Origin of the sequence: Tropicimonas sp. IMCC6043 (genome assembly GCF_004146235.1) — a bacterium.
Lineage (GTDB): Bacteria > Pseudomonadota > Alphaproteobacteria > Rhodobacterales > Rhodobacteraceae > Tropicimonas.
Window position 1 is genome coordinate 85,817 of record NZ_SELO01000009.1, and the last position, 23,566, is coordinate 109,382.

Consider the following 23,566-nt stretch of genomic DNA (forward strand, 5'->3'; position numbering starts at 1 on the left):
TGCCTCCGGCGAAGGCAATTCCCGGCCGGAGGGCCCCTTGTCGCCCATGGGCATCAGCAATAGCGCTCGGGGCCGAACCACTGAGCGTCCGAATAGCGGTCGCCATGCGCCCAGCCGACGGGCAGGATCCGCTCGATCTTGGCCAAATCCTCGGGGTTGAGCGCAACTCTCGTCCCGGTGACGAGTTCGGCGAAATGGGTCAGCGATCGCGTGCCCGGGATCGGCACCACATGGTCCCCCTGCGCCAGCAGCCAGGCGATGGCGAGGCCGGCGGCGGGCACGCCCATCTCGGCCGCAAACGCTCGGAATCCGTCGGCAATCTTCATGTTGGCCGACCAGTTCGGCTCCTGGAACCGCGGGTTCTGTGGGATCAGGTCGCATTCCGCGAAGCGTTCCTTCGGGATCGGGTGGTCGGTCAGCATCGAGCGGCCGACCGGCGAGAAGGCCACGAGCGTAGTGCCGAGCGCGGCACAGGTCTGCACGAGGCCGAGTTCGGGCGCGCGGGTCCAGAGCGAGTATTCCGACTGCACCGCGGCGATCGGATGGATCGCGGCTGCCCGGCGCAGGGACGCCGGCGCGATCTCCGAAAAGCCGATGGCGCGGGTCTTGCCCGCCTTCACCAGTCCGGCGAGCGTCTCGGTCACTTCCTCGATCGGCCGCGCCGCCTCGCGACGGTGAACGTAGAAGAGATCGACCGCCTCGACGCCGAGGCGTTTCAGGCTGCCTTCCAGTTCGGCGGTCAGATGGCCCGGGGAATTGTCGAAGCGACGTGCGCCGGTATCGGGATCGCGCGTAATGCCGGCCTTGGTGGCGATGTGGAGGCGGTCGCGCGTGACCGCTCCGCGCGCCTTGAGAAAAGCGCCGATTACCCGTTCCGACCGGCCTGCACCGTAGACATTCGACGTGTCCAGATGAGTGACGCCCGCCTCGAACGCTGCATCGAGCAGGGCCATCGAGGCGCTGTCCTCGGTCGGTCCGTAGAAATCGGTGAATGACATCGCCCCGACTCCGATGGCCGAAACCATCGTCCCGTCGGCTCCCATCCTGCGCTCATGCATCGGCGGTCCCCGGTATCATCGCCCGTTGCGGTCCGCGGCATCCTGCACCGCGGCAATCGCGGTGGCAACGGCCTGCTCGATGGACATGGTCGAGGTGTCGAAGACCTGCGCATCCGCCGCCGGTTTCAGCGGCGCAGTCGCGCGGGCGGCGTCGCGGCGGTCGCGTTCGGCGAGATCGGCGGCGACCGCTTCCAGCGTCACCGCGTGGCCCTTGCCCAAGAGCTCCCGGTATCGGCGATCGGCGCGGACGGCGTCGGTCGCAGTGACGAAGAGCTTCACCTCGGCATCTGGGCAGATCACCGTGCCGATGTCCCGCCCGTCGAGCACCGCGCCGCCTTGCCGGCGGGCGAAGGCGCGCTGGAACGCGACAAGCGCCGCGCGCACCTCGCCCATCGCCGCGACCTGGCTCGCGGCCTGGGCGACGTCCGGCCGGCGCAGACTATCGGATTCGACAACCTCCGCAGAGGTCAGGGCCTTGGCCGCCGCAACCGGGTCCATGCCGTCGAGCACCCGGCGGCCGACGGCTCGATAGAGCAGTCCGGTGTCGAGATGACCGAAGCCGAAATGCGCCGCCACCGCGCGCGCAATCGTGCCCTTGCCGGCCGCGGCCGGCCCGTCGATGGCCACCGTGAGACTCATGCCTGACGCCTCCTCTCCCCCATGTGGACGTTCCTAATAACCCATTCGGTGGAGGGTGGAAACCTGGGGGAATGCGGACTCAAACCGATCCGTTGTGTCTCAGACTGGGTGTCGGTCAGCTACATAGGTTCGAGCCACGCGCCATGGCGCGCTTCCACACCCAGCTCCGACCAAGGTCGGCGTCAGACCAACCGAACCCGTCGCATGCCGTCCAGCCTGACGACCTGTCAGTCGTCCTGCGTCATCTGCGCGCCAAGGCCGGTCATCAGATCCTCGAAGATCGGAAAGGAGGTCGCGATCGGGCTTGCGTCGTCGACCGTGACCGGGCGTTTCGCTGCCATGCCGCAGATCAGGAAGGACATGGCGATGCGGTGGTCGAGCCGGGCCGCCGCCATCGCCCCGCCCCGAACTCCCCCCGGTCCGCGCCCGTGGACGGTGAAACTGTCGTCGCTCTCCTCGACCTCGACGCCGCAGGCCCGCAGGCCGACCGCCATCGCGTCGATCCGATCGCTCTCCTTGACGCGCAATTCGTGCACGCCGGGCATATGCGTGATGCCCTCGGCAAAGGCCGCGACGACCGAGAGGATCGGGTATTCGTCGATCATCGAGGGCGCGCGCTCGGCGGGCACCTCGATGCCGAGCAGATCGGGTGAGAACCGCGCGCGCAGATCGGCCACCGGCTCGCCGCCCTCCTCGCGCTCGTTCTCGAAGGTGAGATCCGCACCCATCTCCTTCAACGTCGTGTAAAGACCGGCGCGGCTCGGGTTGAGGCCGATATTCGGCACCAGAACGTCCGAACCAGGCACGATCAGCGCCGCGCAGACCGGAAAGGCCGCCGAGGAGGGATCGCGCGGCACGGCGATGGTCTGGGGCACCAGTTCCGGCTGGCCGGTGAGGGTGATGCGCCAGCCGTCTTCGACCTTCTCGGTCACCACCTCGGCGCCGAAGCCGCGCAGCATCCGCTCGGTGTGGTCGCGGGTGGCGGCGCGTTCTGTCACCACCGTCTGCCCCGGCGCGTTGAGACCGGCCAGCAGCACCGCGGACTTGACCTGCGCCGAGGCCATCGGCGTGGTGTAGTCGACCGACAGCGGATCCACCGCGCCGACCAACGTCATCGGCAGCCGCCCGCCGGCGCGACCGACGGCCCGGCATCCGAAAAGCGCCAGCGGATCGGTGATGCGTCCCATCGGCCGGGAGCGCAGCGAGGCGTCGCCGGTGAAGGTCGCCGTGATCGGGGTCGTCGACATGGCGCCCATGATGAGGCGTACGCCGGTGCCGGAATTGCCGCAGTCGATCACGTCCTCGGGCTCGGCGAAGCCGCCGACGCCGACGCCGTGGACCGACCAGTCGCCCTCCCCGTGCTGCGTGACATCGGCGCCGAAGGCCGCCATCGCCTTTGCTGTGTCGAGCACATCGGCGCCCTCGAGCAACCCCGTGATCCGGGTCTCGCCCACAGCCATCGCGCCGAGGATCAGAGCGCGATGCGAGATCGACTTGTCGCCCGGCACATGGGCAATGCCGTTGAGAGGGCCACCGGCGTGGGCGGTCATTTTCCGTTCGGGGCCATGGGCTGACATGCGGATCTCCTCGGCGTGGTCCGCGCCGCCATTAGCCCAGCCGGCGCGAAGCGTCCAGCGGCCGTGTCGGCGGCGCTCGCGCGGTTAGACGCGGCGGAAGGTCAGGTAATGCGGCACCCTGCCCTCGCGCAGCGCCTTCTTCTCGTAACGGGTCGAGAGCCAGTCGTCCCAGGGCTCGCGCCAGTCCGCCGGCCTATCGGCGGTCCAGGCGAAGCCGTGGCGCGGCACCTCGACGAGCGTCTGGCGGACATAATCGGGGATGTCGGTGGCGACGCGGAGGATCGCGCCCGGCTTCATCACCCGGGCCAGCGGCTCCAGATGCTCCGCCGTCACGAATCGCCGGCGATGGTGCTTCTTCTTCGGCCAGGGGTCCGGATAGAGCAGGAAGGCACGGGAGATCGAGGCCGGGGGCAGCACGTCGAAGAGGTCGCGCGCGTCGCCCGGATGGACGGCCACGTTCTCCGCCCCCGCCTGCCGGATCTTGCCCAGCAGCATCGCGACTCCGTTGATGAAGGGCTCGCAGCCGATGATCGCGACCTCCGGGTTGGCCACGGCCTGATGCACCATGTGCTCGCCGCCGCCGAAGCCGATCTCGAGCCAGATCTCGCGATCCCCGAACCGCGCAGCGAGGTCGAGCGGGTGCCGCTCGGGATTGGCGTCCCAATCCACCGGCCCGGGTGAGAGCGCCGCCAGATCTTCCTCGAGATAGCCCTGCTGGCTCGGCCGCAGCGTCTTGCCGTGGCGGCGACCGTAAAAATTGCGCCAGGGGGCGCCGGAGGGGCTGGAGGGTGTCGACATGGGCCGGGGCAATGGCAAAGCGCGGCGCCGGGGTCAAGAGTGCGCGCCCTCTTGCCCTTGCGCGCAGCTGGGCATAGTGGCGTCGCATGACCGATCGCCTCACTGCACAGTTCGCCTTCCTCCAGGAGATTGACCGCCTCAAGGGCGTGACCCGCGCGACTCCGATCGGCGACAATTCGCGGCCCGAGAATTCCGCCGAACATTCCTGGCACATCGCCACCTACGCGCTGGTTCTGGCCGACCAGGCCGGGCCCGAGGTCCGGATCGACCGGGTGATCCGCATGCTGCTCCTGCACGACATCGTCGAGATCGACGCCGGCGACATGCCGATCCATCTCGCGCATGATGCCGAGGCCCATGCCGCCAAGGAAGCGGCCGCCGCCGAGCGCATCTTCGGCCTGCTGCCCGAGGATCAGGCGGCGGAGTTCCGTGCGCTCTGGGACGAGTTCGAGGCGGCAGAGAGCCCCGATGCGATCTTTGCGAAGTCGATCGACCGGGTGCAGCCGCTGTTGCTGAACCTCGCCTCCGGCGGCGGAAGCTGGATCGAATACGACGTGACGATGGAGCAGATCGACACCCGCGTCGGTGAAAAGGTCAAACGCGGCGCGCCGCGCCTCTGGGACCATGTCCGCGCCCGCGTCGCGCCCTATTTCGGCACGTCGCGCTGAGGCGATGCGCGGGTGACACCAGTTCCCCCAGGCAGGGAGATCTTGGCCGCTCCGAGCTACCAGTCAACGAAGACACCAATCGACACGGACACGGAACCGGTTCCACACAAAGACAATCGTTACTGAAGAAAGCCGGCATTTCCCGAGCGTCACCCGACAGCAGCAAATATACATCTACAAGATATGTTTTCAAGTCGGGATATCCTCACGTTACCGCCCAGGCCCCGGTTGCGCCAACGTGACGCGTCTGGTATTCAACGCTGCCTTGGGCTATGCCGCGGCCCAGACAGCCCCGGGGAACCACATTGACCGACGCCAGCCCAGACTCCCTTTCCGACGCCATTTCCTCCGTCGAGGAGATCATCGAGGACGCCCGCAACGGCCGCATGTTCATCCTCGTCGACCACGAGGACCGCGAGAACGAGGGAGATCTCGTCATCCCGGCACAGATGGCCACACCCGATGCGATCAACTTCATGGCCACCCATGGACGCGGCCTGATCTGCCTGACGCTGACCGGCGAGCGGATCGATGCGCTCGGCCTGCCGCTGATGGCCTCCTACAACTCGTCGCGCCACGAAACGGCCTTCACCGTCTCGATCGAGGCGCGCGAGGGGATCTCGACCGGCATCTCGGCGCATGACCGCGCCCGCACCGTCGCAGTGGCCATCGACAGCCGGACGACGGCGGCCGATATCGCGACGCCCGGCCATGTCTTCCCGCTCCGGGCCCGTGATGGTGGCGTGCTCGTGCGCGCAGGCCACACCGAGGCCGCGGTCGACGTCTCGCGCCTCGCCGGGCTGAACCCGTCGGCGGTCATCTGCGAGGTGATGAAGGACGACGGCTCGATGGCCCGCCTGCCCGACCTCATCGCCTTCGCACAGAAGCACGGCATGAAGATCGGAACGATCTCCGAGCTCATCGCCTATCGCCGCCGCCACGACAACCTGGTGCGCGAGACCGAGACGCGCGAGGTTACCTCGGTCTTCGGCGGCGCCTGGACCATGCGCGTCTTCACCGAGGAGACCGAGGGCACGGAGCATGTCGCGCTGGTCAAGGGCGACATCACCACGCCCGAGCCGGTGCTCGTGCGCACCCATGCGCTCGAGCCGATGGCCGACCTGCTCGGCATCGGCATCGACGAGCCCGACCTGCTGGGCCGGGCAATGCGGATCATCGCCGAAGAGGGCCGCGGCGTGGTCTGCCTGTTCCGCGAACCGCAGCGCAAGCTGCACCGTCCCGAGGAGGACGGCCCGCGCATCGTCAAGCATACCGGGCTCGGCGCGCAGATCCTGTCCAATCTCGGCCTGCGCGAGCTGATCCTGCTGACCAACTCCCCCTCTACCCGCTATGTCGGCCTTGACGCCTACGGGCTCGCCATCGCCGGCACCCGCCCGATCACGGAGTAAGCCGCCATGGCGCAAGCCGAAAGCCACCACATCCTGCCGCTTCCCAGCTTCGACAAGCCGGTGAAGCTCCTCATCGTCGTTGCGCCCTACTACAAGGACATTGCCGACGAGCTCGTCGCCGGCGCCAAGGCCGCTATCGAGAAGGCCGGCGGAAGCTGGCAACTCATCGAGGTGCCCGGCGCGCTGGAGATCCCCACGGCGATCCGCATCGCCTATCGGCAGTCGAATTTCGACGGCTTCGTCGCGCTTGGTTGCGTGATCCGCGGCGAGACCACGCATTACGACACGGTTTGCAACGACAGTTCGCGGGCGCTGACGCTGCTGGGGCTCGACGGCGCCTGCATCGGCAACGGTATCCTGACGGTGGAAAACCGCACCCAGGCCGAGGTCCGAGCCGAGGCGGCGGGCCAGGACAAGGGCGGCCATGCTGCTGCGGCGGCGCTGCACCTGATCGCGCTGACCCGCCATTTCGGCAGTTCCGACAAGGATATCGGCTTTAAGCCGCTGCGCTACGAGGTGCAGATGGCCGGCGAACTCGACACCTCCGATGGCACGACCAACGCATGAGCGACGCGAAGCAACGGCGCTCCGCTGCCCGGCTCTATGCCGTGCAGGCGCTCTTCCAGATGGAAGTGTCGGGCCAGACGATCGAGTCGGTGACGCGGGAATTCGAGGATCTGCGCTTCGGCGCGACCTATGACGAGATCGAGTTCGCCGAGGGCGACCCGGAGACATTCCGCGCCCTGGTCGAGCGCGCCGTGAATGAACAGGCGAAGATCGACCAGATGACCGACCGTGCCCTGGTCGCCAAATGGCCGATCGACCGGATCGACCCGGTTCTGAGGGCGCTTTTCCGCGCCGCGGGCGCGGAGCTGGTGGCGGCGAAAGTGCCGCCGAAGGTCGTCATCACCGAATTCGTCGATATCGCCAAGGCGTTCTTCCCCGAGGGCCGCGAGCCCAAATTCGTCAATGCCGTGCTCGACCACATGGCGCGCGAGGCGCAGCCGGAGCGTTTCTAGGACCGATCCTGGGGGAGGTGACCGGACAGGCACCAAGGACTTTCTTGACGGGTGAAACGAGAGCCGTGCCAAGGGCGCTTGGATGCTCCGACAATGCCTCACGGCAGCGCCTTTGGGACCGCTTTCGCTTCAGAATCCCCCGAATCCCTGTATGTCTGGGCTCGGAAGTTCCGGGGAGCGGGTCTTGCGCAGGGCGATCGTCATTCTTGTCTGTCTCATCTGCCTCTGTGCGGCTGTCGCACCGGGCCCGGCGCTTTCGTCCGAGCCCCATGTCCGGCCCCTGCCACGCCCGGCAGATCTCGGCCGGGCCGACCGGCGCTGCACCGATGACGGCGCGCTCTGCATCACTCTCGCAAACTACGTCCCCGACATCTGCCGCGCCATCGAGACGTCGGCTGCCGAAACCGGGCTCAACACCGGCTTCTTCGCGCGGCTGATCTGGCGCGAGAGCCTGTTCGACGCAGGCGCCGTGAGCCCGGCTGGGGCACAGGGCATCGCCCAGTTCATGCCGGCCACCGCCGCGCTGCGCGGGCTTTCCGATCCGTTCAACCCGGCAGAGGCACTCCGCGCCTCGGCGCGCTACCTTGCCGAGCTGGGCGAGACCTATGGCAATGTCGGGCTGGCGGCGGCGGCCTATAACGCGGGCGAGGCGCGGCTGGAGGATTTCCTCGCGCGTGGCCGGCGCCTGCCTCTGGAGACACGGATCTATGTCCTCGGCATCACCGGTTATTCGGCGACGGACTGGCGCGACGATCCGCCCGAAGACTGGGATCTCGCGCTGTCCGACACGGAGGCATTCACCTCCTCCTGCCAGGCGCTGGCACGCAACCGCTCCTTCTCGGGCTTCCGCGATCCGATGGCGGCGCGGCCCTGGGCGGTGATCGTGGCGGCAAACCCCGAGCGGTTGATCGCGGAAACGCGACTGGCCGAGATCAGGGAGCGATCTGAACTCGTTAGCGCCTCCCGGACCGATATCCGGCGGATGCGCCTGCCGGCCAAGCACGGCACGCAATGGGTGGCACAGATTGGCGCCGACGACCGCAGAGAGGCCGACCGGCTCTGCGGGCGGCTGCGCAGCGGTGGTGTCGGCTGCATCGTGCTCCGGAACTGACGCGCTGGCGGGCGCGGCCCGCCTACCGACCCTCGAACCGGGGTTTGCGCTTTTCGAGGAAGGCAACGATGCCTTCCTTGAAATCGCGGGTCTGGCCGCACTCGCCCTGCATCTTTGCCTCGAGTTCGAGCTGCGTCTCGAGGCTGTTGTCATAGGTCTCGCGGATGGCGCGTTTGACATGGGCATAGGCCGCGGTCGGGCCCTCGGCGAGTTGCCGGGCGCGGGACCACCAGTGATCGGCGAAATCCACATCCGGAACCGCCTCCCAGATCATCCCCATGGCATCGGCCTCGCGCGCCGGTATCGGCTCGGCAAAGAGCGCCGCACCCATCGCCTTGGCAAAGCCCACCTTGCGCGGCAACCAGTAGGTGCCGCCGGCATCGGGGATGAGGCCGATCCGGGTGAATGCCTGAAGGAAGACCGCACTCTCCGTGGCGATCACCACGTCGCAGGCAAGCGCGAGATTGGCCCCCGCACCGGCCGCCGCGCCGTTGACCGCCGCGAGAGTCGGGATGGGAGAGTCTTGGATCGCCTGAAGCAGCGGCGTGTATTCGTCGCGCAGGAGCCGCTCGAGGTCGATATTGGCCGGGTTCGCCCTGTCGCCGAGATCCTGACCTGCGCAGAAGGCGCGGCCGGCACCTGTCAGAACCATGACCCGCGCCTCGCTGCCGGCGCGTTTCACAGCATGCGCGAGTTCGGCCCGCATCTGCGTGTCGAGCGCGTTCGCGACCTTCGTCCGGTTCATCGTCACGATGGCGATGTCCTCGCGGACGGCATAGCGGATGGTCTCGTATTGCACGGCGCTCTCCCATTGCGGATCGGCGCGCAGAATAGGCAAATCCGCGCCATAGGAAAGAGGGCGCAGACCGAGACGGGACGTCACTCCTTGAGAAGGTCCTTCAGCCGCGCCTCTTCCTCGGGGCTCAGCCCTTCGGCCGCGACATCGGGCGCACCGCGGCGGCCGCGCACATAGCCGACCCCCACCGCCGCGGCGATGAGCAGCATCGCCGGCCCGGCGATCCAGAGGATGAGATTTGCGCCCGTCGCCGTCGGCTTCAGCAGCACATATTCGCCGTAGCGGTCGACGATGTAGTCGACGACCTCTTCGTCGTTGTCGCCTGCCACCAGCCGCTCGCGGACCAGAACACGCAGGTCGGACGCAAGCTGCGCGTTCGAGTCATCGATATTCTCGTTGCGGCAGACGAGGCAGCGCAGCCCCTTGGAGATCTCCCGCGCACGCGCCTCGAGCACCGGATCGTCCAGAACCTCCGAGGGCGTCACGGCGCTTGAGGGTCCGGAGAACAGGAGTGAGGACAGGAGCAGCAGGGCGGTGGCGAGGCGCTTCATTCGGCGGGTACTCCGGCGGCGGCAGCTCGGCGGCGGCGGGCGCCTGCGGCGACGCGGTAGCGGCGGTCCGTCAGCGAGAAGATGCCGCCGAGAGCCATGATGATGCAGCCCGCCCAGATCCAGTTGGCGTAGGGCTTCACATAGGTGCGCACCGCCCATCCGCCATCGGCCTGCGGATCGCCGATGACGAGATAGACGTCCCGGAAGATCCCGTTGTCGATGCCTGCCTCGGTGGTCGGCATCTGCGCGACGGGATAGACACGCTTCTCGGGATGCTGCACCGACACCTCGCGTCCATTGCGATGGATCGCCATGGTCGCCATGGTCGACATGTAATTGGGCCCCGGCACCTCGCGCACTTCCCTGAGCTCGATCTCGTATCCGGCATGTTCAAAGGTCTCGCCGACCTGTGCGACGCGGATGTCTTCCGACTGCCACGCCGTCAGCCCGGCGATGCCGAAGAAGGTGATCGCTAACCCGAAATGCGCCGTCGCCTTGCCCCAGTCGGCCCCCGGCAGCCGGCGCAGGCGGCCGAGGCGACTGAGCAGGTCCCCGCGCCCGGTGCGGCTCCAGAGATCCACCGCGACGCCGAGCGCAACCCAGGTGGCCAGGGTGAGCCCCACAGGGGCGAGCATCGACCCGCCGGTCTGCATCACCCAGACCAGCGCGCCCGCAGCAAGCGACAGGACGAGCACGCCCCAGAGCGGCTGCATGGTCCGCGCGAGGCTCGCGCGTTTCCAGGCGAGCATCGAGCCGATCGGCAGCAGCGCGGTCAGCGCGATCATGAAGGGCGTGAAGGCCGAGTCGAAGAATGGCGCGCCGACCGAGAGCTTGCGGCCGAAGGCCATCTCGGCCACCAGCGGCCAAATCGTCCCGACGAAGACGACGAAGGCGGAGACGGCCAGCAGGACGTTATTGGCCACCAGCGCGCTCTCGCGGCTGACCACGGCAAAGACGCCCTTGGCCTCCATGGCAGATGCGCGCGCGGCGTAGAGCGTCAGCGCGCCGCCCATGAAGACCGCAAGGATGGCGAGAATGAAGACGCCGCGCTCGGGGTCGTTGGCAAAGGCGTGGACGCTGGTGATGACGCCGGAGCGGACCAGGAAGGTGCCGATGAGCGAGAAGCCGAATGCCATGATCGCCAGCAGGATGGTCCAGCTCTTGAGCGCCTCGCGTTTCTCCACCACGATCGCCGAGTGCAGCAGCGCGGTGGCCAGAAGCCAGGGCATGAAGGAGGCGTTCTCCACCGGATCCCAGAACCAGAAGCCGCCCCAGCCGAGCTCGTAATAGGCCCACCAGGAGCCGAGCCCGATGCCGACGGTGAGAAACAGCCAGGCGGCCAGCGTCCAGGGCCGGACCCAACGTCCCCAGGCGGCGTCGACCCGGCCTTCGATCAGCGCGGCGATGGCGAAGGAAAAAGCCATCGAGAGGCCGACATAGCCGAGATAGAGGAAGGGCGGGTGGAAGGCGAGGCCGGGGTCCTGCAACAGCGGGTTGAGGTCCTCGCCATTCATCGGCACCGGCTGGGCGAGCCGGGTGAAGGGGTTCGAAGTGAACAGGATGAAGCCGTAGAAGGCGACCGAAATAGAGGCCTGTACGGCCAGCACACGGGCCTTGAGCGAGGGCCTGAGATTCGCACCGAAGACCGCGGCGCAAGCGCCGAAGATCGCCAGGATCAGCACCCAGAGCAGCATCGAGCCCTCGTGGTTCCCCCAGACGCCCGAAACCTTGTAGAGCATCGGCTTGGCGGTATGCGAATTGAGCACCACCAGTCGAAGCGAGAAATCCGAGGTGACGAAGGCATAGGTGAGCGCGGCAAAGGACACGCCGACCAGCAGGAACTGCGTGACGGCGGCCGGTTCGGCCACCGCCATCCAGCCCGGCCAGCGCCGGGCCGCGCCGATCATCGGCACGGTCATTTGCACGAGCGCGACGAGCGCGGCGAGGACGAGGGCAAAGTGGCCAAGTTCGACTATCATGGACGGGAACCTAGCGGAGCAAAGGGCGGCGGGCAACGGCGCTGAGCGCGTCGGGACGACCCACCAGTCCCAATATATTCAGGAATCTGCAGACGGTCACGCAGGCGTGATGAACCGGGGGCGGAATCGGCTCGCATCATCGCTTCGGCGGCGGATCGGTCAGCAGGTTGACGAGGGTCGCCCCGACGATCCAGATGGCCAGCATGAGGAAAGTTGCCAGGGCGTAGGAATAGAGATTGCCGACATAGCCGCCCAGCCCGGCAACCAGCCCGACCGCACCATTGACGGCCTGAAGCTCCCGGCGCTTCGACTTGAGATCCATAGCTGCCCTCCCTGTCGTCCGGCGGTCGCACCTTCGGCCCCCAGCCCATTTGACGCCATGACATGGATCATCCTGACACCTAGACGGAGCCGTCCCTGCCCGTCCTATCCGCTGAACACCGTCAGCTCCGGCAGCGCCGTCAGCGGCGCCTTGAGCACTCGCATCGCCGGCAGGCTGACTCGCGTTCCGGAACCTGGCGCGCCGCCCGACGGCCGCAGCTCGACCTGAACGGAAGTGCCTTCGGTGGGATATTCCAGCCGTCCCATCACGACCTTGTCGACAAGCGCCGTCTCGGCCCAGAATCCCGGGTCGGTCGGGTCGCCCAGAGAGGCGATCGTGGTTCCAAGCCGCATCTCGGAGATCACCGGCGCGGCGGCAGCGGCGGCGCGCTGCTCCGCCGTGGTGGTGTCGAACTGCTCGGGGGTCGCGGCGTCCGCGACGGGCACCGGCGCCGTGCTCGCGGCCTCCGTCGTTCCGGTCGAATCGTTTGGCCCGGCCGGCGCGCCGGGCATCCTTCGGCTGATCTCGCCACAGCTCGCAAGGGCGAGTCCGAGAAACGCGATCGTGATCGATTCTCCCAGACGCATTGCGGCCTCCTCTGCCTTGGCTCACCGCAAGAGTGCCGTCCGCGGCACGCCGGCGCAACCGCTTTGCCGCCCTTGCCAGTGCCCCCACGGCAGCATAGCTTTCAGGACCATGGACGCGCCCCTCATCGATCCGTTCCAGCGCCCGGTGACCTATCTCAGGGTCTCCGTGACCGACCGCTGCGATTTTCGCTGCAGCTATTGCATGTCCGAAGACATGACTTTCCTGCCGAAGCGGCAGTTGCTGACGCTGGAGGAGCTCGACACGGTCTCCACGGCCTTCGTCCGGCTGGGCCTGCGCAAGCTGCGCGTCACCGGCGGCGAGCCTCTGGTCCGGCGCGGGATCATGACCTATTTCGCCGCGATGGCACGGCACCTGGAAAGCGGCGCTCTCGACGAGTTGACCCTGACCACCAACGGCTCGCAGCTCCACCGCTTCGCCGGCGAGCTCGCCGGGCTCGGCGTCCGCCGCGTCAACATCTCGCTCGACACGCTTGACGAGGCCAAGTTCGCCCGGATCACCCGCTGGGGCCGCCTTCCGCAGGTGATGCGCGGCATCGAGGCGGCGCAGGCCGAAGGTCTTCGGGTGAAAATCAACGCCGTGGCGCTCAAGGGGTTCAATGAGGATGAACTCTTCGACATGGTCGAATGGTGCGCCGCACGCGACATGGACCTGACCTTCATCGAAGTGATGCCGATGGGCGACATGGGCAGCGCGGACCGGATCGAGCAATACTGGCCGCTCGCCGATCTGCGCGCGCAGCTTGCGACACGCTACCGCCTCACCGACCTCGCTGAGAGCACCGGCGGCCCGGCCCGCTATGTCCGGCTCGAGGAAACCGGGCAGAAGGTCGGCTTCATCACGCCGCTCACGCATAATTTCTGCGAAAGTTGCAACCGCGTGCGGCTGACCTGCACTGGCGAGCTCTACATGTGCCTCGGCCAGGAGGACCGCGCCGACCTGCGCCCATCGCTGCGCGAGCCCACCGCGCCCCCGCTCGAGGACGCGATCCGCGCCGCCATCGCCCGCAAGCCGAAGGGGCACGATTTCGACTATTCGCGTCAGCAGGTCGCCGGCCAGATGCCCCGGCACATGAGCCATACCGGGGGCTGACCGCAGCACGTCCCACGGACGTCGATAGATCCCTCCGGTCTATGGCTCAAAGGTAGTTGCGGTCCCGGACCTCCGCCCGGGACCGACCGCACCCAAAACCCATATCAGCCCCCCGGCATCGCGACCGTCAGCCCGAGCATCCGCCAGCCCTGCATGCCGGCCCGGTAGTAGTAGATCTTCTCAGCCGGGAAACCGGCCTCGATCATCCGCCGCGCCGCGGTGGGCGACTGCCCGCACCAGGGCCCGTTGCAATAGAGCGCAACCGATTTCACCCCTTCGCCGTCGCAGATCCAGCCGTCGAAATCCGGCTCGCAGCCAAGCTCGCCAAGACGGTCGGCCGCCTCGGTATAGGGAACGTTGATCGCACCGGGAATGGCGCCGCCCTCGAAATCCGGCCGCACGCGCCCGTCGATCACCACCACGTCGGGGTCGTTGAGAAACCCGAGAATCTCCAGCTCGCCCACCGGCGTCACGCCCTCGGCCGGGATCATCGGCTGGATGCAGAAATTCGGACAGGGCCGCGCGATTCGGGCAAAATCGCCCTCGATCACAGCGCCGTTGTCCTGATTCCTCGAAATCTCGACCACACCACCGGCCGTCTCCACCTCGACGCGCATCAGATCCTTGGTGATCCCGACCGGGTCCGCCTGGACCGTGGTCGCCGCCATCGCCAGAAAAGCTGCCAAAACGCGCATTCTCGTCCTCCCGTTTACCTGAACACGTTCCGGGCAGATTACATACCGCGAACGCATTCGCAAATACGATTATAAAATTGCGTGTCTGCCTCGACGGCTCAGCCCCAGGCGCCGCCGAGATCCGCCCGCGCCCGGTCGATCCAGTGCTCCCTGAGCCAGGAACAGGGGCGCGTGTGCCGGAAGACCGAGCCATGATAGCCCGCGACTGCCTCCGACATCTTCGGTCGGCCGTGGAAACAGACCACCCGGGCATTTGCCGGCAGGCGCGGCTCCGCGAGGTAGTTCATCGGCGGCAGGCGTAGGCAGCCGTGCTTGAAGCTCACCACCTGGTCGGGCGGCAGGTAGGCGAAAGCTCCGCGCGCCTGTGCCACCGTCGAGGTGTAGCGCTGCTCGGAGCCGCGCGCCTTCTCCACCTCGCCCTTCGGATCGGCCGCCAGCACCTCGTAGAGCCAGCCATGCAGCCCCGGATCGTAGCGAAAGACCGAGCCGTGCCCGGTCTTCCGGCCCCGCCGCGCTTCCACCCAGTCGGCCCGCATCGCCACCTTGCCAGGAGCAAATTGCAAAATCTCGTCGAGGTTTCCGGTGATCACCACGTCGAGGTCGAAGCCAAGGAGCGGCCCTTCGAGATCCGGGATCAGCCCGGGTCGGAACAGGCTCACCTTGCGCATCGCCCCCTGCCGGTTCGCTACCGCCAGCGCAGCGTCCATCTCCTCCAGATAGGGCTCGCGCGGCAGGTCGAGAATCTCGATATCCGGATGCAGCCCCTCGGCATGCTCGGTCATGCAAAAGAACCGCACCTTGCCGGTGAGGTTCCTCCGCGCCCCGGAATAAAGCCGGTTCACATATTCGGGCCCGAATAGGGTGCCCCACTTGATACAGATGACATTGGCGACCGGCATGCGTCCCTCCTGCGCCCCGCTCTAGCGTGAAGCCGCCGGACCCGCCAGTCTCCGATGCCGGGCTTGACGCTAGCCAACTCCCTCCCGGCCCTTCGCGACCCGGAAATAGGCCCAGAGAAGCCGCGCCGCGACCCCGCGCCAGGGCGACCACGCCTCGGCCATCTGCCGCAGCACCTTTTCATTCGGCCGTTCCTCAAGCTCGAAAAGCATCCGCGCCGCCTCATGCAATGCAAGGTCGCCCGGCGCGAACACATCCGCCCGCCCGAGCGAAAACATCGCATAGATCTCTGCCGTCCACCGGCCGATCCCGGGCACCGCCGTCAGCTCGGCCACGACCGTTTCTTCCGGCGCTTCGCGCAGCGCCGCGTAATCGAGCCGCGCCCCTGCCAGCGCCTTGGCATAGCGCACCTTCTGCCGGCTGAGCCCGCAGGCCCTGAGGTCGTCTTCCCCGGCCCCGGCGACCTTGCGCGGTCCGGTCAGCCGCGCCGTCTTGAGCTTGCGCCAGATCGAATCCGCTGCGGCCACCGAGACCTGCTGGCTGACGATCGCCGCCAGAAGGGCTTCGAATCCGTCCTTTCGACGACGCAGCGGAAGCGGCCCGGTCTGCGCCAGCGCGGTCGCGAAACGCGGCTCGGTGGCGGCGAGCCAGGCCGCCCCCTCGGCTACGCAATCGGCTGTCCGGATGATCCGGCCAACCTCACATTCTGCGTGAGTTTTACATTCCAATATTCTGTTATCGTAAGATTTTTCCACTATTTTAGCCTGCATCAGGGCCGCCATTCCTGCAGGATAGAGTCGCCACACCGCCTCGGGAAGCCCGAATGTTGCGGATTCGAAATCGCCGGGCCTTGCCTTGATCTCCCAGACGCGGCAAACGACTTTCGATGCGAGACACCACCGATCCCCGGCCCGACACCCGCGCCCGCCGCAACGTGATGATCCTCGTTGCTGCGCAGGCCGTGCTCGGCAGCCAGGTGGCGATGATCTTTACCGTGGCCGGGCTTGCCGGCCACATGCTTGCCCCCAATGCCTGCCTCGCCACGCTGCCAATCTCGCTTATCGTCATCGGCTCGATGACCACCGCACCGTGGCTCTCCTCGGCGATGCAGCTCTTCGGTCGCCGCGCCGGCTTCTTCATCGGCGGATTCGGCGGCGCGGCCGGCTCGGCCATCTCCGCATACGGCCTCTATTCCGGCAGCTTCGCGATCTTCCTCCTGGGCTCCTATTTCACCGGTATCTATGTCTCGGCCCAAGGCTTCTACCGCTTCGCCGCCGCCGACACCGCAACCGGCGACTTCCGCGCCAAGGCGATCTCCTACGTGCTGGCCGGCGGCCTGATCTCGGCGGTGATCGGCCCGACGCTCGGCACCAGCCTCGCCGATAGCTTCGTCATCCCCTTCCTCGGCACCTATCTTGGCGCCATCGGCATCAACCTCGCCGGCATGCTGCTCTTCCTCTTTCTCGACATACCGAAACCGCCCCGCCCGGTCCCCGGCACGCCCACCGGGCGGACCCGGCGCCAGTTGCTGGCCGATCCCCAGATTCTCGTCGCGATCATCTGTGCCATGATCTCCTACGCGCTGATGAATCTCGTGATGACATCGACCCCGCTCGCCGTCGTCGGCTGTGGCTACGACACTGAGACGGCCGGCTTCGTCGTCACCGCCCATGTGCTGGCCATGTTCGCGCCGTCCTTCTTCACCGGCCACCTGATCGCGCGCTTCGGCGTCCGCACCATCATCTCGACCGGCCTCGTGATCCTTGCAGGTTCAGGCGCCGTCGCGTTGCAGGGCGTCGACCTCGCGAATTTCTTCATCGCGCTCTTTCTGCTCGGGATCGGCTGGAACTTCGGCTTCATCGGCGCCACGACGATGCTCTCCCAGGCGCACTCGCCCGAGGAGCGCGGCCGGGTGCAGGGGATGAACGATTTCCTCGTCTTCGGCTGCGTCGCGCTGGCCTCTGTGGTGTCGGGCGGGCTGATGAACTGTTCGGGCGGCGACGCGGTCGCGGGCTGGACCTCGGTCAACCTTGCCATGGCGCCGTTCCTCGCGCTGGCCGGCGGCGCGCTGATCTGGCTGACGCTCCGGCCAGAGGACTGAGACGCCGGGCGGACTTCTTCTGCTCGAAAGTATCCGGGAGGGGGCAGCGCGCGCCCCCGCCCGGCCGCCTCAGTGCCCCGACAGGACCAGCGTGTTGACCGGCAAGAGCAGCGCCTGGATCCGCAGGATCAGCGCGTGGACCAGCCCCACCGTGTCGACGATATGAAGATAGATCCCCTGCCAGAAGCCGACCTCGCCGCTCTCCAGACGCGCGTGATTGTCCGTGTAGACGTTCACGATGCATTTAGACCCGGGCGGGATGCGGTCGGTCGAGCCCTCGAAGATCTCCTGAAGGAGCACCGTGATGGTGCCCGGCCGGGCACGGTCCTGCACGTCGAGAAGCGTGTCCGAGGGGCGGAACTGGCCCGCGGCGATAAACGGCATCACCGCGGCCACCTGCATCGGCACGATGACGAAAGGCTGCGAGAGGCATGTCATTTCGGCAATCATGCCGGGGTGGATCACCTGCCCCGAGAGCTGATTGAATCCGGCCTGAAAATAGCCGTGGCTGATCTGGGGCGGCACCAGCACACCTGCCGGACGCAGGACCGGGTTGACGATGTCGCCCGGTTGCAGGGCGAATTGCTGCACGATCCCGTCCACCCGCGCATAGACCACCGTCTTGGCCAGCGCTGCCTCGGCCTCGGCGAGCTGCGCCTCGGCGGTCTCCTGCCGTGCCGGCAGCGCGGTGCCGATCTTGGTTTCAACCGCCTTGAGCTGCGCCCGCGCCGTCTCGAGCGCGCCCGAGCGGGAATCCACCGTGTTGCCGAGCCGTTCGACCTCGCGCGGGCTTGTCGCCGCGGAGCCCTCGTCGAGCAGCTTCTTGCGAAGCTCGTATTCCTCGAGCGCCTGTGTATAGGCGCCCTCTGCCTGGTCGACCGTCCCCCGGGCGGCCGCCAGCTCGGACTCGGCGGTGACGAACTCCGCCTCGACTTCGGCGATCCGCTTGCGCGCCGTCTCGACAGCCGCCTGTTGCGCGCTGTCCTCCAGCGAGAAGATCGGCGCACCCGCTTCCACACTGGAATTGTTGGCGACAAAGACCTCCTTCACCCGCCCCGGCCCTTCGGAGAGGATCGTCACGGTGCGGAAGAAGGAGGTCACGTCGGTCGTCGACGGGTGGTAGTAGAAGACGATCGTGATCAGCGTCACCGTCAGCATCAGGCAGGCGGTGATGCCGATCCGCAGCTCGTACCAGACCGTGAAGAACGTGATCTCGTGACCCAGCCGCTTGCCCTGTGCGTAATGGCGGTAGAGGTAGTCGGGATAGACCGTGAGCAGCGAACAGAAGAGCAGTTCCAGCATCGATCAGGCCTCCCGCCCGGTCGCGTCTGGCGCCGCCGGCGCAGCCTCCTGAGGCGCTGCGGCGGGCTCCGGCGCTCGCGCACCGGCCTCAGGCGGGCCGTCTCCGGCGCGGCGGGCGATCCGCGCCAGCGACTCGCTCATCGAGATGAAGTGGCGCTCGTATTGCGGCAGCTCGATCGCGGCCAGCAGCAGCGCCGCGATCCAGAAGATGTTGTTATGGGTGAAGAGCGCCACGACGGCCAGGATGGCGACAAGCTGCATATGGGTATGGCCGCCCTCATGCGCCATCTGCTCCGGGAGCGCGTGCAGCTTGAAGTAGAAAATGCCGAGCGCAAGGATCATCAGGACAACCGAGATCACCACGACGACGAAGAGCACATCCGTCTGTCCGGGAACGGCGACATAGGGGGGCAAATGTATCGCGCCCTCCGTCACAGCGGTATCGGCCATTCAACTCACTCCATGCAAACGGGATTCCCGGACACTGACTGGCATACTTGCGGCGCCGAGCCAAGGATTTCGGCCGCGAAAAAACAAACGGGCCGGGCAGTCCTCCCCCTGCCCGGCCCGACACCGCCACGAGGGTAGCGGGTTGTCAGATCGCGACCACCGCGAGCGGCGGAAAGCCGTTGAATCCGACCGAGGAATAGCTCGACGTATAGGCGCCGGCATTGCGGATCAGCACCCGGTCGCCGGCGGCAAGCGTCAACGGCAGGTGGACGGGTCGCTTCTCGTAGAGCACGTCGGCGCTGTCGCAGGACGGGCCGGCGAGGATGCACGGTCCCTCGGCCTCACCGTCGCGGGCGGTCTCGAGCTGGTAGCGGATCGCCTCGCCCTCGGTCTCGGCGAGCCCGGAGAACCGGCCGATATCGAGATATACCCAGCGATGCGCGTCAAGCGAGCTCTTGCGCGAGACCAGCATCACCTCGCAGGCCAGCACGCCCGACTCCGCAACCAGGCCGCGGCCCGGCTCGGCCATCACCCGCTCGACCGCGCCGAAACGCGCCCGGACCTGCGCCATGACGCCGGCGGCATAGGCGGTCGGCGCCTCGATCGCCTCGCCGTAGAAGGCCGGGAAGCCACCACCGATGTTGAGCAGGCGCAGGTCGTGGCCGAGCGCCCGCGCGTCGTGCCAGACACCGGCCATCTCGTCGAGCACAGCGCCCCACATCTCCGATTTCCGGGTCTGCGAGCCGACATGGAAGGAGATGCCCACCGGGTCGAGCCCGAGCATCTTCGCATGCCCCATCAGCGCAATCGCGCTGTCGCGGTCGCAGCCGAACTTGCGGCTGAGCGGCCAGTCGGCCTGGCTGTTGGTGACCAGAAGGCGGATATAGACCTGCGCGCCGGGCGCGTGGTGGGCGATCTTCTCGATCTCCTCCTCGGCATCGGCGGCAAAAAGCGTGATGCCGACCTGGTGGGCGAAGGCGATGTCGGAGGCGCGCTTGACTGTGTTGCCGAAGGAAATCGCCTCGGGGCGGGCACCGAGCGACAGGCAGAGCTCGATCTCACCGCGGGAGGCGGCGTCGAAATGCGAGCCGAGTTCGACGAGCCGCGACAGCACCTCGCGCTCCGGATTCGCCTTGACGGCGTAGTGGATGTCGGCGCTGCCAAGCCCTGCCTTCAGCGCGAGATACTGCTGGGCGACGATGTTGGTGTCGATCACCAGCGTCGGCCGGTCAAATTCGGTGACGGCAAGGTAGGATTCGAGGCGCGAGGACAGGGGAAGGGCGCGCGAGGCAAGCGCCTCGCCGAAATGCATCGTCATCGGTCATCTCCAATAGACCCGGCCATCTATGGCCGCTCAGTTCCAAGGGAGACGTTACCGTCGCTACGTAAACACGTGTCGCGAGATGCTTCCGGCCAGAGGCGCGTGCGTTGGCGTCTTATTCGCGCATTTGGGGCAGAACGGGATTCGGCGCAAGAGATTTTTCGAGGCGCCCCGAGGAATTTTCACGCCGCCCGAAAACGATGCAGACCTGCGTCACCACGGGCGCACCTGCCCCGTCCTCCGACGCACCTGCCGCCGGGGACGAAGCGCCGGCGCCGTGGCATGCGAGAGACGCGTGACAGGCGCCGCATTCTGCTACGCTGCCCAAAAACGGGAGATGTGCAAAATGACAGTTCCACTGGTTCTTCTGGCGCTGCTGGTCGGCGCCACGATGTCGGTCTATCTGCCGATGATCGCGCGGATGGCCGCCCTGCTGGGCTCGGCACCCTTGGCCAACGTGCCATTCTACGCGTTGGGGTTGGTCACCTCGATCGTCATCGCCGTGGCGACCGGCAGCCGGGCGGCGGAGTTCCGGATGCTGTCGACCCTGCCGCCATGGCTATTGCTCGCCGGCGTCATGAGCGCGGGGATGATCATGGGCTCGTCTTTCCTTGTCCCCAGGATCGGCATCGGCGCCTTCTTCGTGCTGATGGTCTCCGGCCAGGTGCTCGCCGGGCTCGTCTTCGGCCAGCTCGGCCTGTTCGGCGTGCCCGCAAGCGTCTTGTCGATCGGCAAGGTCGGCGGCGCGCTGATGGTGATCGGCGGGGTCTGGCTGATCACTTTCTTCTGACCGGAACCGCGCCGGACGCGTGGGAGCCAGCAACCGCGTGACCGGTGCGGCGGGATCGGCTATGGCTCTCGCCAGCATCGAGTTTCTGGGTCACGAAGGACGGTTCACATGGCAGCAGGTTTCGGGACGTTTCTCACCATTCTGGTCCTCTGCGGCGTCCATGTTGCGTCCGGCATGGAGCGCGTGCAGCGCCGCCGCTGGACGCCGCGGCTGCTCTCCATGGCGGCCGGGATCAGCGTCAGCTACGTCTTTCTCGACCTGATGCCTGCACTGGCGCAGAAACAGGCCGTCATCGAGCGGGCCGGACTCCTGCCGCAGCTCGACCACCACGTCTACCTCTTAGCGCTCATCGGCTTGGTGGTGGCCTTCTGGGTCGAGACCGCGTCGCGCGCCTCGCGCCGACGTCACCGCGAGGCGGGCGCGCCGGACCGAACCGGTGCGGCCACCTACCGGCTCAGCATCGCCTCCTTCGTCGTGCTCAACGCCGCCATCGGCTATGCCACCGGCAGCCCCGGCGACGAGGCGGTGGAGCCGCTCTGGCTCTTCGCCCTCGCACTCGCCCTGCATTTTCTCGTCAACGACCATTCGCTGGTCGAGCATCACGGGCCGCGCTACCAGCGTTTCGGCCGCTGGTGGCTGGTCCTCGGCCTCCTCGCCGGCTGGCTGATCGGCATCGACAAGCGCCTCGAAATCCCCGAGGTGGCGCTGGCGCTTGCGCTCTCCTATGTCTCCGGCGGCACGATCCTCAACATCCTGCGTCACGAACTGCCGGACACCGACCGGACAACCGATGTCGGCGCCTTCCTCCTCGGGACGCTGCTCTACGGAACCCTGCTGCTCCTGCTCCGCTGACCGCCCCGAAACGCAGACGGGCGGCAGGTTGCCCTGCCGCCCGCCGCGTCCGTTGTCCGATCCGGTCAGTCGATCCGGGTCAGCAGGTCGTCGAGGCTCTTCTTGGCGTCGCCGAAGAACATCCGCGTGTTCTCCTTGTAGAAGAGCGGGTTCTCGATGCCCGAATAGCCCGTGCCCTGGCCGCGCTTGGAGACGAAGACCTGCTTGGCCTTCCAAACTTCGAGCACCGGCATGCCGGCGATCGGCGAGTTCGGGTCTTCCTGCGCGGACGGGTTCACGATGTCGTTCGAGCCGATGACGATGACCACGTCCGTTTCCGGGAAATCGTCGTTGATCTCGTCCATCTCGAGCACGATATCGTAGGGCACCTTGGCCTCGGCCAGCAGCACGTTCATGTGCCCCGGCAGACGCCCGGCGACCGGGTGGATGCCGAAGCGGACCTCCTTACCCTTGGCCCGAAGGCGCCGGGACAGCTCGGCCACGCTCTGCTGCGCCTGCGCCACCGCGAGGCCGTAGCCCGGCACGATGATGACGCTGTCGGCATCGTCGAGCGCGGAGGCCACGCCGTCGGCGTCGATGGCGATCTGCTCGCCGGTGACTTCCGCCGCCGGTTCGCCCGAACCGCCGAAGCCGCCGAGGATGACGCTGACGAAGTGCCGGTTCATCGCCTTGCACATGATGTAGCTCAGGATCGCACCCGAAGAGCCCACCAGTGCGCCGGTAACGATCAGCAGGTCGTTGCTGAGCGAGAAGCCGATCGCCGCCGCGGCCCAGCCCGAGTAGGAGTTGAGCATCGAGACCACGACGGGCATGTCGGCGCCGCCGATCCCCATGATCAGGTGGTAGCCGATGAAGAACGCCAGCAGCGTCATCAAGAGCACCATCCAAAAGCCGGTGCCGGCGGGGGCGTTGAAATACATCACCAGGAGGATCAGCGACAGCGCCGCGGCGGCCGCGTTCAGCAGGTGCCCACCGGGAAGCTGCTTCGGCTTGCCGTCGATATTGCCCGCGAGCTTGCCGAAGGCGATCACCGAACCGGTGAAGGTCACCGCACCGATGAAGATGCCGAGGAACAGCTCGACCTTCAGGATGTTGATCAGAGCGCCCGCTTCCGGGTCCTCGATCTTGTGAACCAGCGCGGCGGCGAAGCCCTCGGCAGCGTGCCGGGCCGCCTCGTCCATGCCAAGCACGTTGGAGAGCTCGAGATGGGCGTTGAAGCCGACGAAGACCGCGGCGAGACCCACGAGCGCGTGCATGGCGGCGACGAGCTGCGGCATCTCGGTCATCTGCACCCGCTTGGCGATGTAGACGCCGATGGCGCCGCCGCCGGCAAGCAGGATGAGCGACAGGATCCAGAGGCCGGAACCCGGCCCGATCAGCGTCGCGAAGACCGCCAGCGCCATGCCGACGATGCCGTACCAGACGGCCCGCTTGGCGCTCTCCTGGCCGGAGAGCCCGCCCAGCGAGAGGATGAAGAGGACGGCCGCAACAATATAGGCGGCAGTGGTAAAGCCTTCCATTGTCTCGCCCTCC

At 67.1% G+C, this 23,566-nt stretch carries 25 protein-coding genes; 9 read left to right on the forward strand and 16 right to left on the reverse strand.

What is annotated here, in order from left to right:
* Nucleotides 1-53 precede the first annotated feature (53 nt).
* The 4 genes from EU800_RS11170 to EU800_RS11185 form a co-directional block, all read right to left on the reverse strand.
* Nucleotides 54-1,058 (reverse strand): aldo/keto reductase, encoded by a 1,005-nt coding sequence (locus tag EU800_RS11170; RefSeq protein ID WP_129631967.1) that lies wholly within the window; start codon nucleotides 1,056-1,058, stop codon nucleotides 54-56.
* A 15-nt stretch (nucleotides 1,059-1,073) separates the two neighbouring features.
* Entirely contained in the window at nucleotides 1,074-1,697 is a 624-nt protein-coding gene (locus EU800_RS11175; RefSeq protein WP_129631970.1) for a d(CMP) kinase, read from the reverse strand.
* A gap of 227 nt (nucleotides 1,698-1,924) precedes the next feature.
* The gene (aroA, locus tag EU800_RS11180; protein ID WP_129631973.1) at nucleotides 1,925-3,274 is read right to left on the reverse strand and encodes a 3-phosphoshikimate 1-carboxyvinyltransferase; all 1,350 of its coding nucleotides are present in this window, start codon (nucleotides 3,272-3,274) and stop codon (nucleotides 1,925-1,927) included.
* Nucleotides 3,275-3,358: 84 nt separating this feature from the next.
* Complete coding sequence (locus tag EU800_RS11185; RefSeq protein ID WP_129631976.1) at nucleotides 3,359-4,072, reverse strand: tRNA (guanosine(46)-N(7))-methyltransferase TrmB; 714 nt, start codon at nucleotides 4,070-4,072, stop codon at nucleotides 3,359-3,361.
* Nucleotides 4,073-4,158: 86 nt separating this feature from the next.
* On the opposite strand from EU800_RS11185, the gene EU800_RS11190 reads away from it, so the two are divergent.
* From EU800_RS11190 to EU800_RS11210, 5 genes are all read left to right on the forward strand, one after another.
* Nucleotides 4,159-4,740 (forward strand): HD family hydrolase, encoded by a 582-nt coding sequence (locus EU800_RS11190; protein WP_129631979.1) that lies wholly within the window; start codon nucleotides 4,159-4,161, stop codon nucleotides 4,738-4,740.
* Nucleotides 4,741-5,012: 272 nt separating this feature from the next.
* Complete coding sequence (gene ribB, locus EU800_RS11195; protein WP_129631983.1) at nucleotides 5,013-6,149, forward strand: 3,4-dihydroxy-2-butanone-4-phosphate synthase; 1,137 nt, start codon at nucleotides 5,013-5,015, stop codon at nucleotides 6,147-6,149.
* Nucleotides 6,150-6,155: 6 nt separating this feature from the next.
* Nucleotides 6,156-6,716 carry a 6,7-dimethyl-8-ribityllumazine synthase gene (locus EU800_RS11200; protein ID WP_129631986.1) on the forward strand — a complete coding sequence of 187 codons (561 nt, stop codon included), beginning with the start codon at nucleotides 6,156-6,158 and terminating at the stop codon, nucleotides 6,714-6,716.
* Nucleotides 6,713-7,168: a transcription antitermination factor NusB gene (nusB, locus tag EU800_RS11205; RefSeq protein ID WP_129631989.1), complete on the forward strand. Its 456-nt coding sequence runs from the start codon at nucleotides 6,713-6,715 to the stop codon at nucleotides 7,166-7,168. Before EU800_RS11200 ends, nusB begins: the two co-directional genes overlap by 4 nt.
* A gap of 184 nt (nucleotides 7,169-7,352) precedes the next feature.
* Nucleotides 7,353-8,279, forward strand: a complete 927-nt coding sequence (locus tag EU800_RS11210) for a transglycosylase SLT domain-containing protein (protein ID WP_207209889.1) — start codon at nucleotides 7,353-7,355, stop codon at nucleotides 8,277-8,279.
* Nucleotides 8,280-8,301: 22 nt separating this feature from the next.
* Here the strand turns inward: EU800_RS11210 and EU800_RS11215 are convergent, their stop codons facing one another.
* From EU800_RS11215 to EU800_RS11235, 5 genes are all read right to left on the reverse strand, one after another.
* Nucleotides 8,302-9,078 (reverse strand): enoyl-CoA hydratase-related protein, encoded by a 777-nt coding sequence (locus EU800_RS11215; RefSeq protein WP_129631994.1) that lies wholly within the window; start codon nucleotides 9,076-9,078, stop codon nucleotides 8,302-8,304.
* Nucleotides 9,079-9,158: 80 nt separating this feature from the next.
* Nucleotides 9,159-9,626 carry a cytochrome c-type biogenesis protein gene (locus EU800_RS11220; protein ID WP_129631997.1) on the reverse strand — a complete coding sequence of 156 codons (468 nt, stop codon included), beginning with the start codon at nucleotides 9,624-9,626 and terminating at the stop codon, nucleotides 9,159-9,161.
* Nucleotides 9,623-11,605 (reverse strand): heme lyase CcmF/NrfE family subunit, encoded by a 1,983-nt coding sequence (locus tag EU800_RS11225; RefSeq protein WP_129632000.1) that lies wholly within the window; start codon nucleotides 11,603-11,605, stop codon nucleotides 9,623-9,625. Before EU800_RS11225 ends, EU800_RS11220 begins: the two co-directional genes overlap by 4 nt.
* Nucleotides 11,606-11,741: 136 nt before the next feature.
* Nucleotides 11,742-11,927, reverse strand: coding sequence for a hypothetical protein (locus EU800_RS11230; protein WP_129632003.1), 186 nt, complete (start codon nucleotides 11,925-11,927; stop codon nucleotides 11,742-11,744).
* Nucleotides 11,928-12,031: 104 nt separating this feature from the next.
* Nucleotides 12,032-12,514, reverse strand: a complete 483-nt coding sequence (locus EU800_RS11235; protein ID WP_242500514.1) for a hypothetical protein — start codon at nucleotides 12,512-12,514, stop codon at nucleotides 12,032-12,034.
* Nucleotides 12,515-12,623: 109 nt separating this feature from the next.
* On the opposite strand from EU800_RS11235, the gene moaA reads away from it, so the two are divergent.
* Nucleotides 12,624-13,625 (forward strand): GTP 3',8-cyclase MoaA, encoded by a 1,002-nt coding sequence (moaA, locus tag EU800_RS11240; RefSeq protein WP_129632006.1) that lies wholly within the window; start codon nucleotides 12,624-12,626, stop codon nucleotides 13,623-13,625.
* A 104-nt stretch (nucleotides 13,626-13,729) separates the two neighbouring features.
* Here moaA and EU800_RS11245 read toward each other — a convergent pair whose 3' ends face one another.
* The 3 genes from EU800_RS11245 to EU800_RS11255 form a co-directional block, all read right to left on the reverse strand.
* Complete coding sequence (locus tag EU800_RS11245; protein ID WP_129632009.1) at nucleotides 13,730-14,320, reverse strand: rhodanese-like domain-containing protein; 591 nt, start codon at nucleotides 14,318-14,320, stop codon at nucleotides 13,730-13,732.
* A 98-nt stretch (nucleotides 14,321-14,418) separates the two neighbouring features.
* Nucleotides 14,419-15,219 (reverse strand): glycosyl transferase, encoded by an 801-nt coding sequence (locus tag EU800_RS11250; RefSeq protein WP_129632012.1) that lies wholly within the window; start codon nucleotides 15,217-15,219, stop codon nucleotides 14,419-14,421.
* A gap of 69 nt (nucleotides 15,220-15,288) precedes the next feature.
* Nucleotides 15,289-15,945 carry a DNA-3-methyladenine glycosylase gene (locus EU800_RS11255; protein WP_242500515.1) on the reverse strand — a complete coding sequence of 219 codons (657 nt, stop codon included), beginning with the start codon at nucleotides 15,943-15,945 and terminating at the stop codon, nucleotides 15,289-15,291.
* Between the two features lie 158 nt (nucleotides 15,946-16,103).
* Between EU800_RS11255 and EU800_RS11260 the strand changes: the two genes are divergently transcribed.
* Entirely contained in the window at nucleotides 16,104-17,318 is a 1,215-nt protein-coding gene (locus EU800_RS11260) for an MFS transporter (RefSeq protein WP_129632018.1), read from the forward strand.
* Between the two features lie 69 nt (nucleotides 17,319-17,387).
* Here EU800_RS11260 and EU800_RS11265 read toward each other — a convergent pair whose 3' ends face one another.
* The 3 genes from EU800_RS11265 to EU800_RS11275 form a co-directional block, all read right to left on the reverse strand.
* Nucleotides 17,388-18,620, reverse strand: a complete 1,233-nt coding sequence (locus EU800_RS11265; RefSeq protein WP_129632021.1) for an HlyD family secretion protein — start codon at nucleotides 18,618-18,620, stop codon at nucleotides 17,388-17,390.
* Nucleotides 18,621-18,623: 3 nt separating this feature from the next.
* Complete coding sequence (locus EU800_RS11270) at nucleotides 18,624-19,070, reverse strand: hypothetical protein (protein ID WP_129632024.1); 447 nt, start codon at nucleotides 19,068-19,070, stop codon at nucleotides 18,624-18,626.
* Between the two features lie 145 nt (nucleotides 19,071-19,215).
* Complete coding sequence (locus tag EU800_RS11275; protein ID WP_129632027.1) at nucleotides 19,216-20,388, reverse strand: type III PLP-dependent enzyme; 1,173 nt, start codon at nucleotides 20,386-20,388, stop codon at nucleotides 19,216-19,218.
* 349 nt (nucleotides 20,389-20,737) lie between these two features.
* Between EU800_RS11275 and EU800_RS26815 the strand changes: the two genes are divergently transcribed.
* Entirely contained in the window at nucleotides 20,738-21,181 is a 444-nt protein-coding gene (locus tag EU800_RS26815) for a DMT family transporter (RefSeq protein ID WP_165354633.1), read from the forward strand.
* 108 nt (nucleotides 21,182-21,289) lie between these two features.
* The gene (locus EU800_RS11285) at nucleotides 21,290-22,033 is read left to right on the forward strand and encodes a hypothetical protein (protein WP_129632033.1); all 744 of its coding nucleotides are present in this window, start codon (nucleotides 21,290-21,292) and stop codon (nucleotides 22,031-22,033) included.
* Nucleotides 22,034-22,098: 65 nt separating this feature from the next.
* Here the strand turns inward: EU800_RS11285 and EU800_RS11290 are convergent, their stop codons facing one another.
* Nucleotides 22,099-23,553, reverse strand: a complete 1,455-nt coding sequence (locus tag EU800_RS11290) for an NAD(P)(+) transhydrogenase (Re/Si-specific) subunit beta (RefSeq protein WP_129632036.1) — start codon at nucleotides 23,551-23,553, stop codon at nucleotides 22,099-22,101.
* Nucleotides 23,554-23,566: the final 13 nt, after the last annotated feature.

Excerpts from the sequence above, each read along its gene's own strand:
- EU800_RS11170 (WP_129631967.1), bottom strand. The coding sequence starts at position 1,058 with ATGCATGAGCGCAGGATGGGAGCCGACGGGACGATGGTTTCGGCCATC.
- EU800_RS11175 (WP_129631970.1), bottom strand. The coding sequence starts at position 1,697 with ATGAGTCTCACGGTGGCCATCGACGGGCCGGCCGCGGCCGGCAAGGGC.
- aroA (WP_129631973.1), bottom strand. The coding sequence starts at position 3,274 with ATGTCAGCCCATGGCCCCGAACGGAAAATGACCGCCCACGCCGGTGGC.
- EU800_RS11185 (WP_129631976.1), bottom strand. The coding sequence starts at position 4,072 with ATGTCGACACCCTCCAGCCCCTCCGGCGCCCCCTGGCGCAATTTTTAC.
- EU800_RS11190 (WP_129631979.1), top strand. The coding sequence starts at position 4,159 with ATGACCGATCGCCTCACTGCACAGTTCGCCTTCCTCCAGGAGATTGAC.
- ribB (WP_129631983.1), top strand. The coding sequence starts at position 5,013 with ATGCCGCGGCCCAGACAGCCCCGGGGAACCACATTGACCGACGCCAGC.
- EU800_RS11200 (WP_129631986.1), top strand. The coding sequence starts at position 6,156 with ATGGCGCAAGCCGAAAGCCACCACATCCTGCCGCTTCCCAGCTTCGAC.
- nusB (WP_129631989.1), top strand. The coding sequence starts at position 6,713 with ATGAGCGACGCGAAGCAACGGCGCTCCGCTGCCCGGCTCTATGCCGTG.
- EU800_RS11220 (WP_129631997.1), bottom strand. The coding sequence starts at position 9,626 with ATGAAGCGCCTCGCCACCGCCCTGCTGCTCCTGTCCTCACTCCTGTTC.
- EU800_RS11225 (WP_129632000.1), bottom strand. The coding sequence starts at position 11,605 with ATGATAGTCGAACTTGGCCACTTTGCCCTCGTCCTCGCCGCGCTCGTC.
- EU800_RS11230 (WP_129632003.1), bottom strand. The coding sequence starts at position 11,927 with ATGGATCTCAAGTCGAAGCGCCGGGAGCTTCAGGCCGTCAATGGTGCG.
- EU800_RS11235 (WP_242500514.1), bottom strand. The coding sequence starts at position 12,514 with ATGCGTCTGGGAGAATCGATCACGATCGCGTTTCTCGGACTCGCCCTT.
- moaA (WP_129632006.1), top strand. The coding sequence starts at position 12,624 with ATGGACGCGCCCCTCATCGATCCGTTCCAGCGCCCGGTGACCTATCTC.
- EU800_RS11245 (WP_129632009.1), bottom strand. The coding sequence starts at position 14,320 with ATGCGCGTTTTGGCAGCTTTTCTGGCGATGGCGGCGACCACGGTCCAG.
- EU800_RS11250 (WP_129632012.1), bottom strand. The coding sequence starts at position 15,219 with ATGCCGGTCGCCAATGTCATCTGTATCAAGTGGGGCACCCTATTCGGG.
- EU800_RS11260 (WP_129632018.1), top strand. The coding sequence starts at position 16,104 with ATGCGAGACACCACCGATCCCCGGCCCGACACCCGCGCCCGCCGCAAC.
- EU800_RS11265 (WP_129632021.1), bottom strand. The coding sequence starts at position 18,620 with ATGCTGGAACTGCTCTTCTGTTCGCTGCTCACGGTCTATCCCGACTAC.
- EU800_RS11270 (WP_129632024.1), bottom strand. The coding sequence starts at position 19,070 with ATGGCCGATACCGCTGTGACGGAGGGCGCGATACATTTGCCCCCCTAT.
- EU800_RS11275 (WP_129632027.1), bottom strand. The coding sequence starts at position 20,388 with ATGACGATGCATTTCGGCGAGGCGCTTGCCTCGCGCGCCCTTCCCCTG.
- EU800_RS26815 (WP_165354633.1), top strand. The coding sequence starts at position 20,738 with ATGACAGTTCCACTGGTTCTTCTGGCGCTGCTGGTCGGCGCCACGATG.
- EU800_RS11285 (WP_129632033.1), top strand. The coding sequence starts at position 21,290 with ATGGCAGCAGGTTTCGGGACGTTTCTCACCATTCTGGTCCTCTGCGGC.
- EU800_RS11290 (WP_129632036.1), bottom strand. The coding sequence starts at position 23,553 with ATGGAAGGCTTTACCACTGCCGCCTATATTGTTGCGGCCGTCCTCTTC.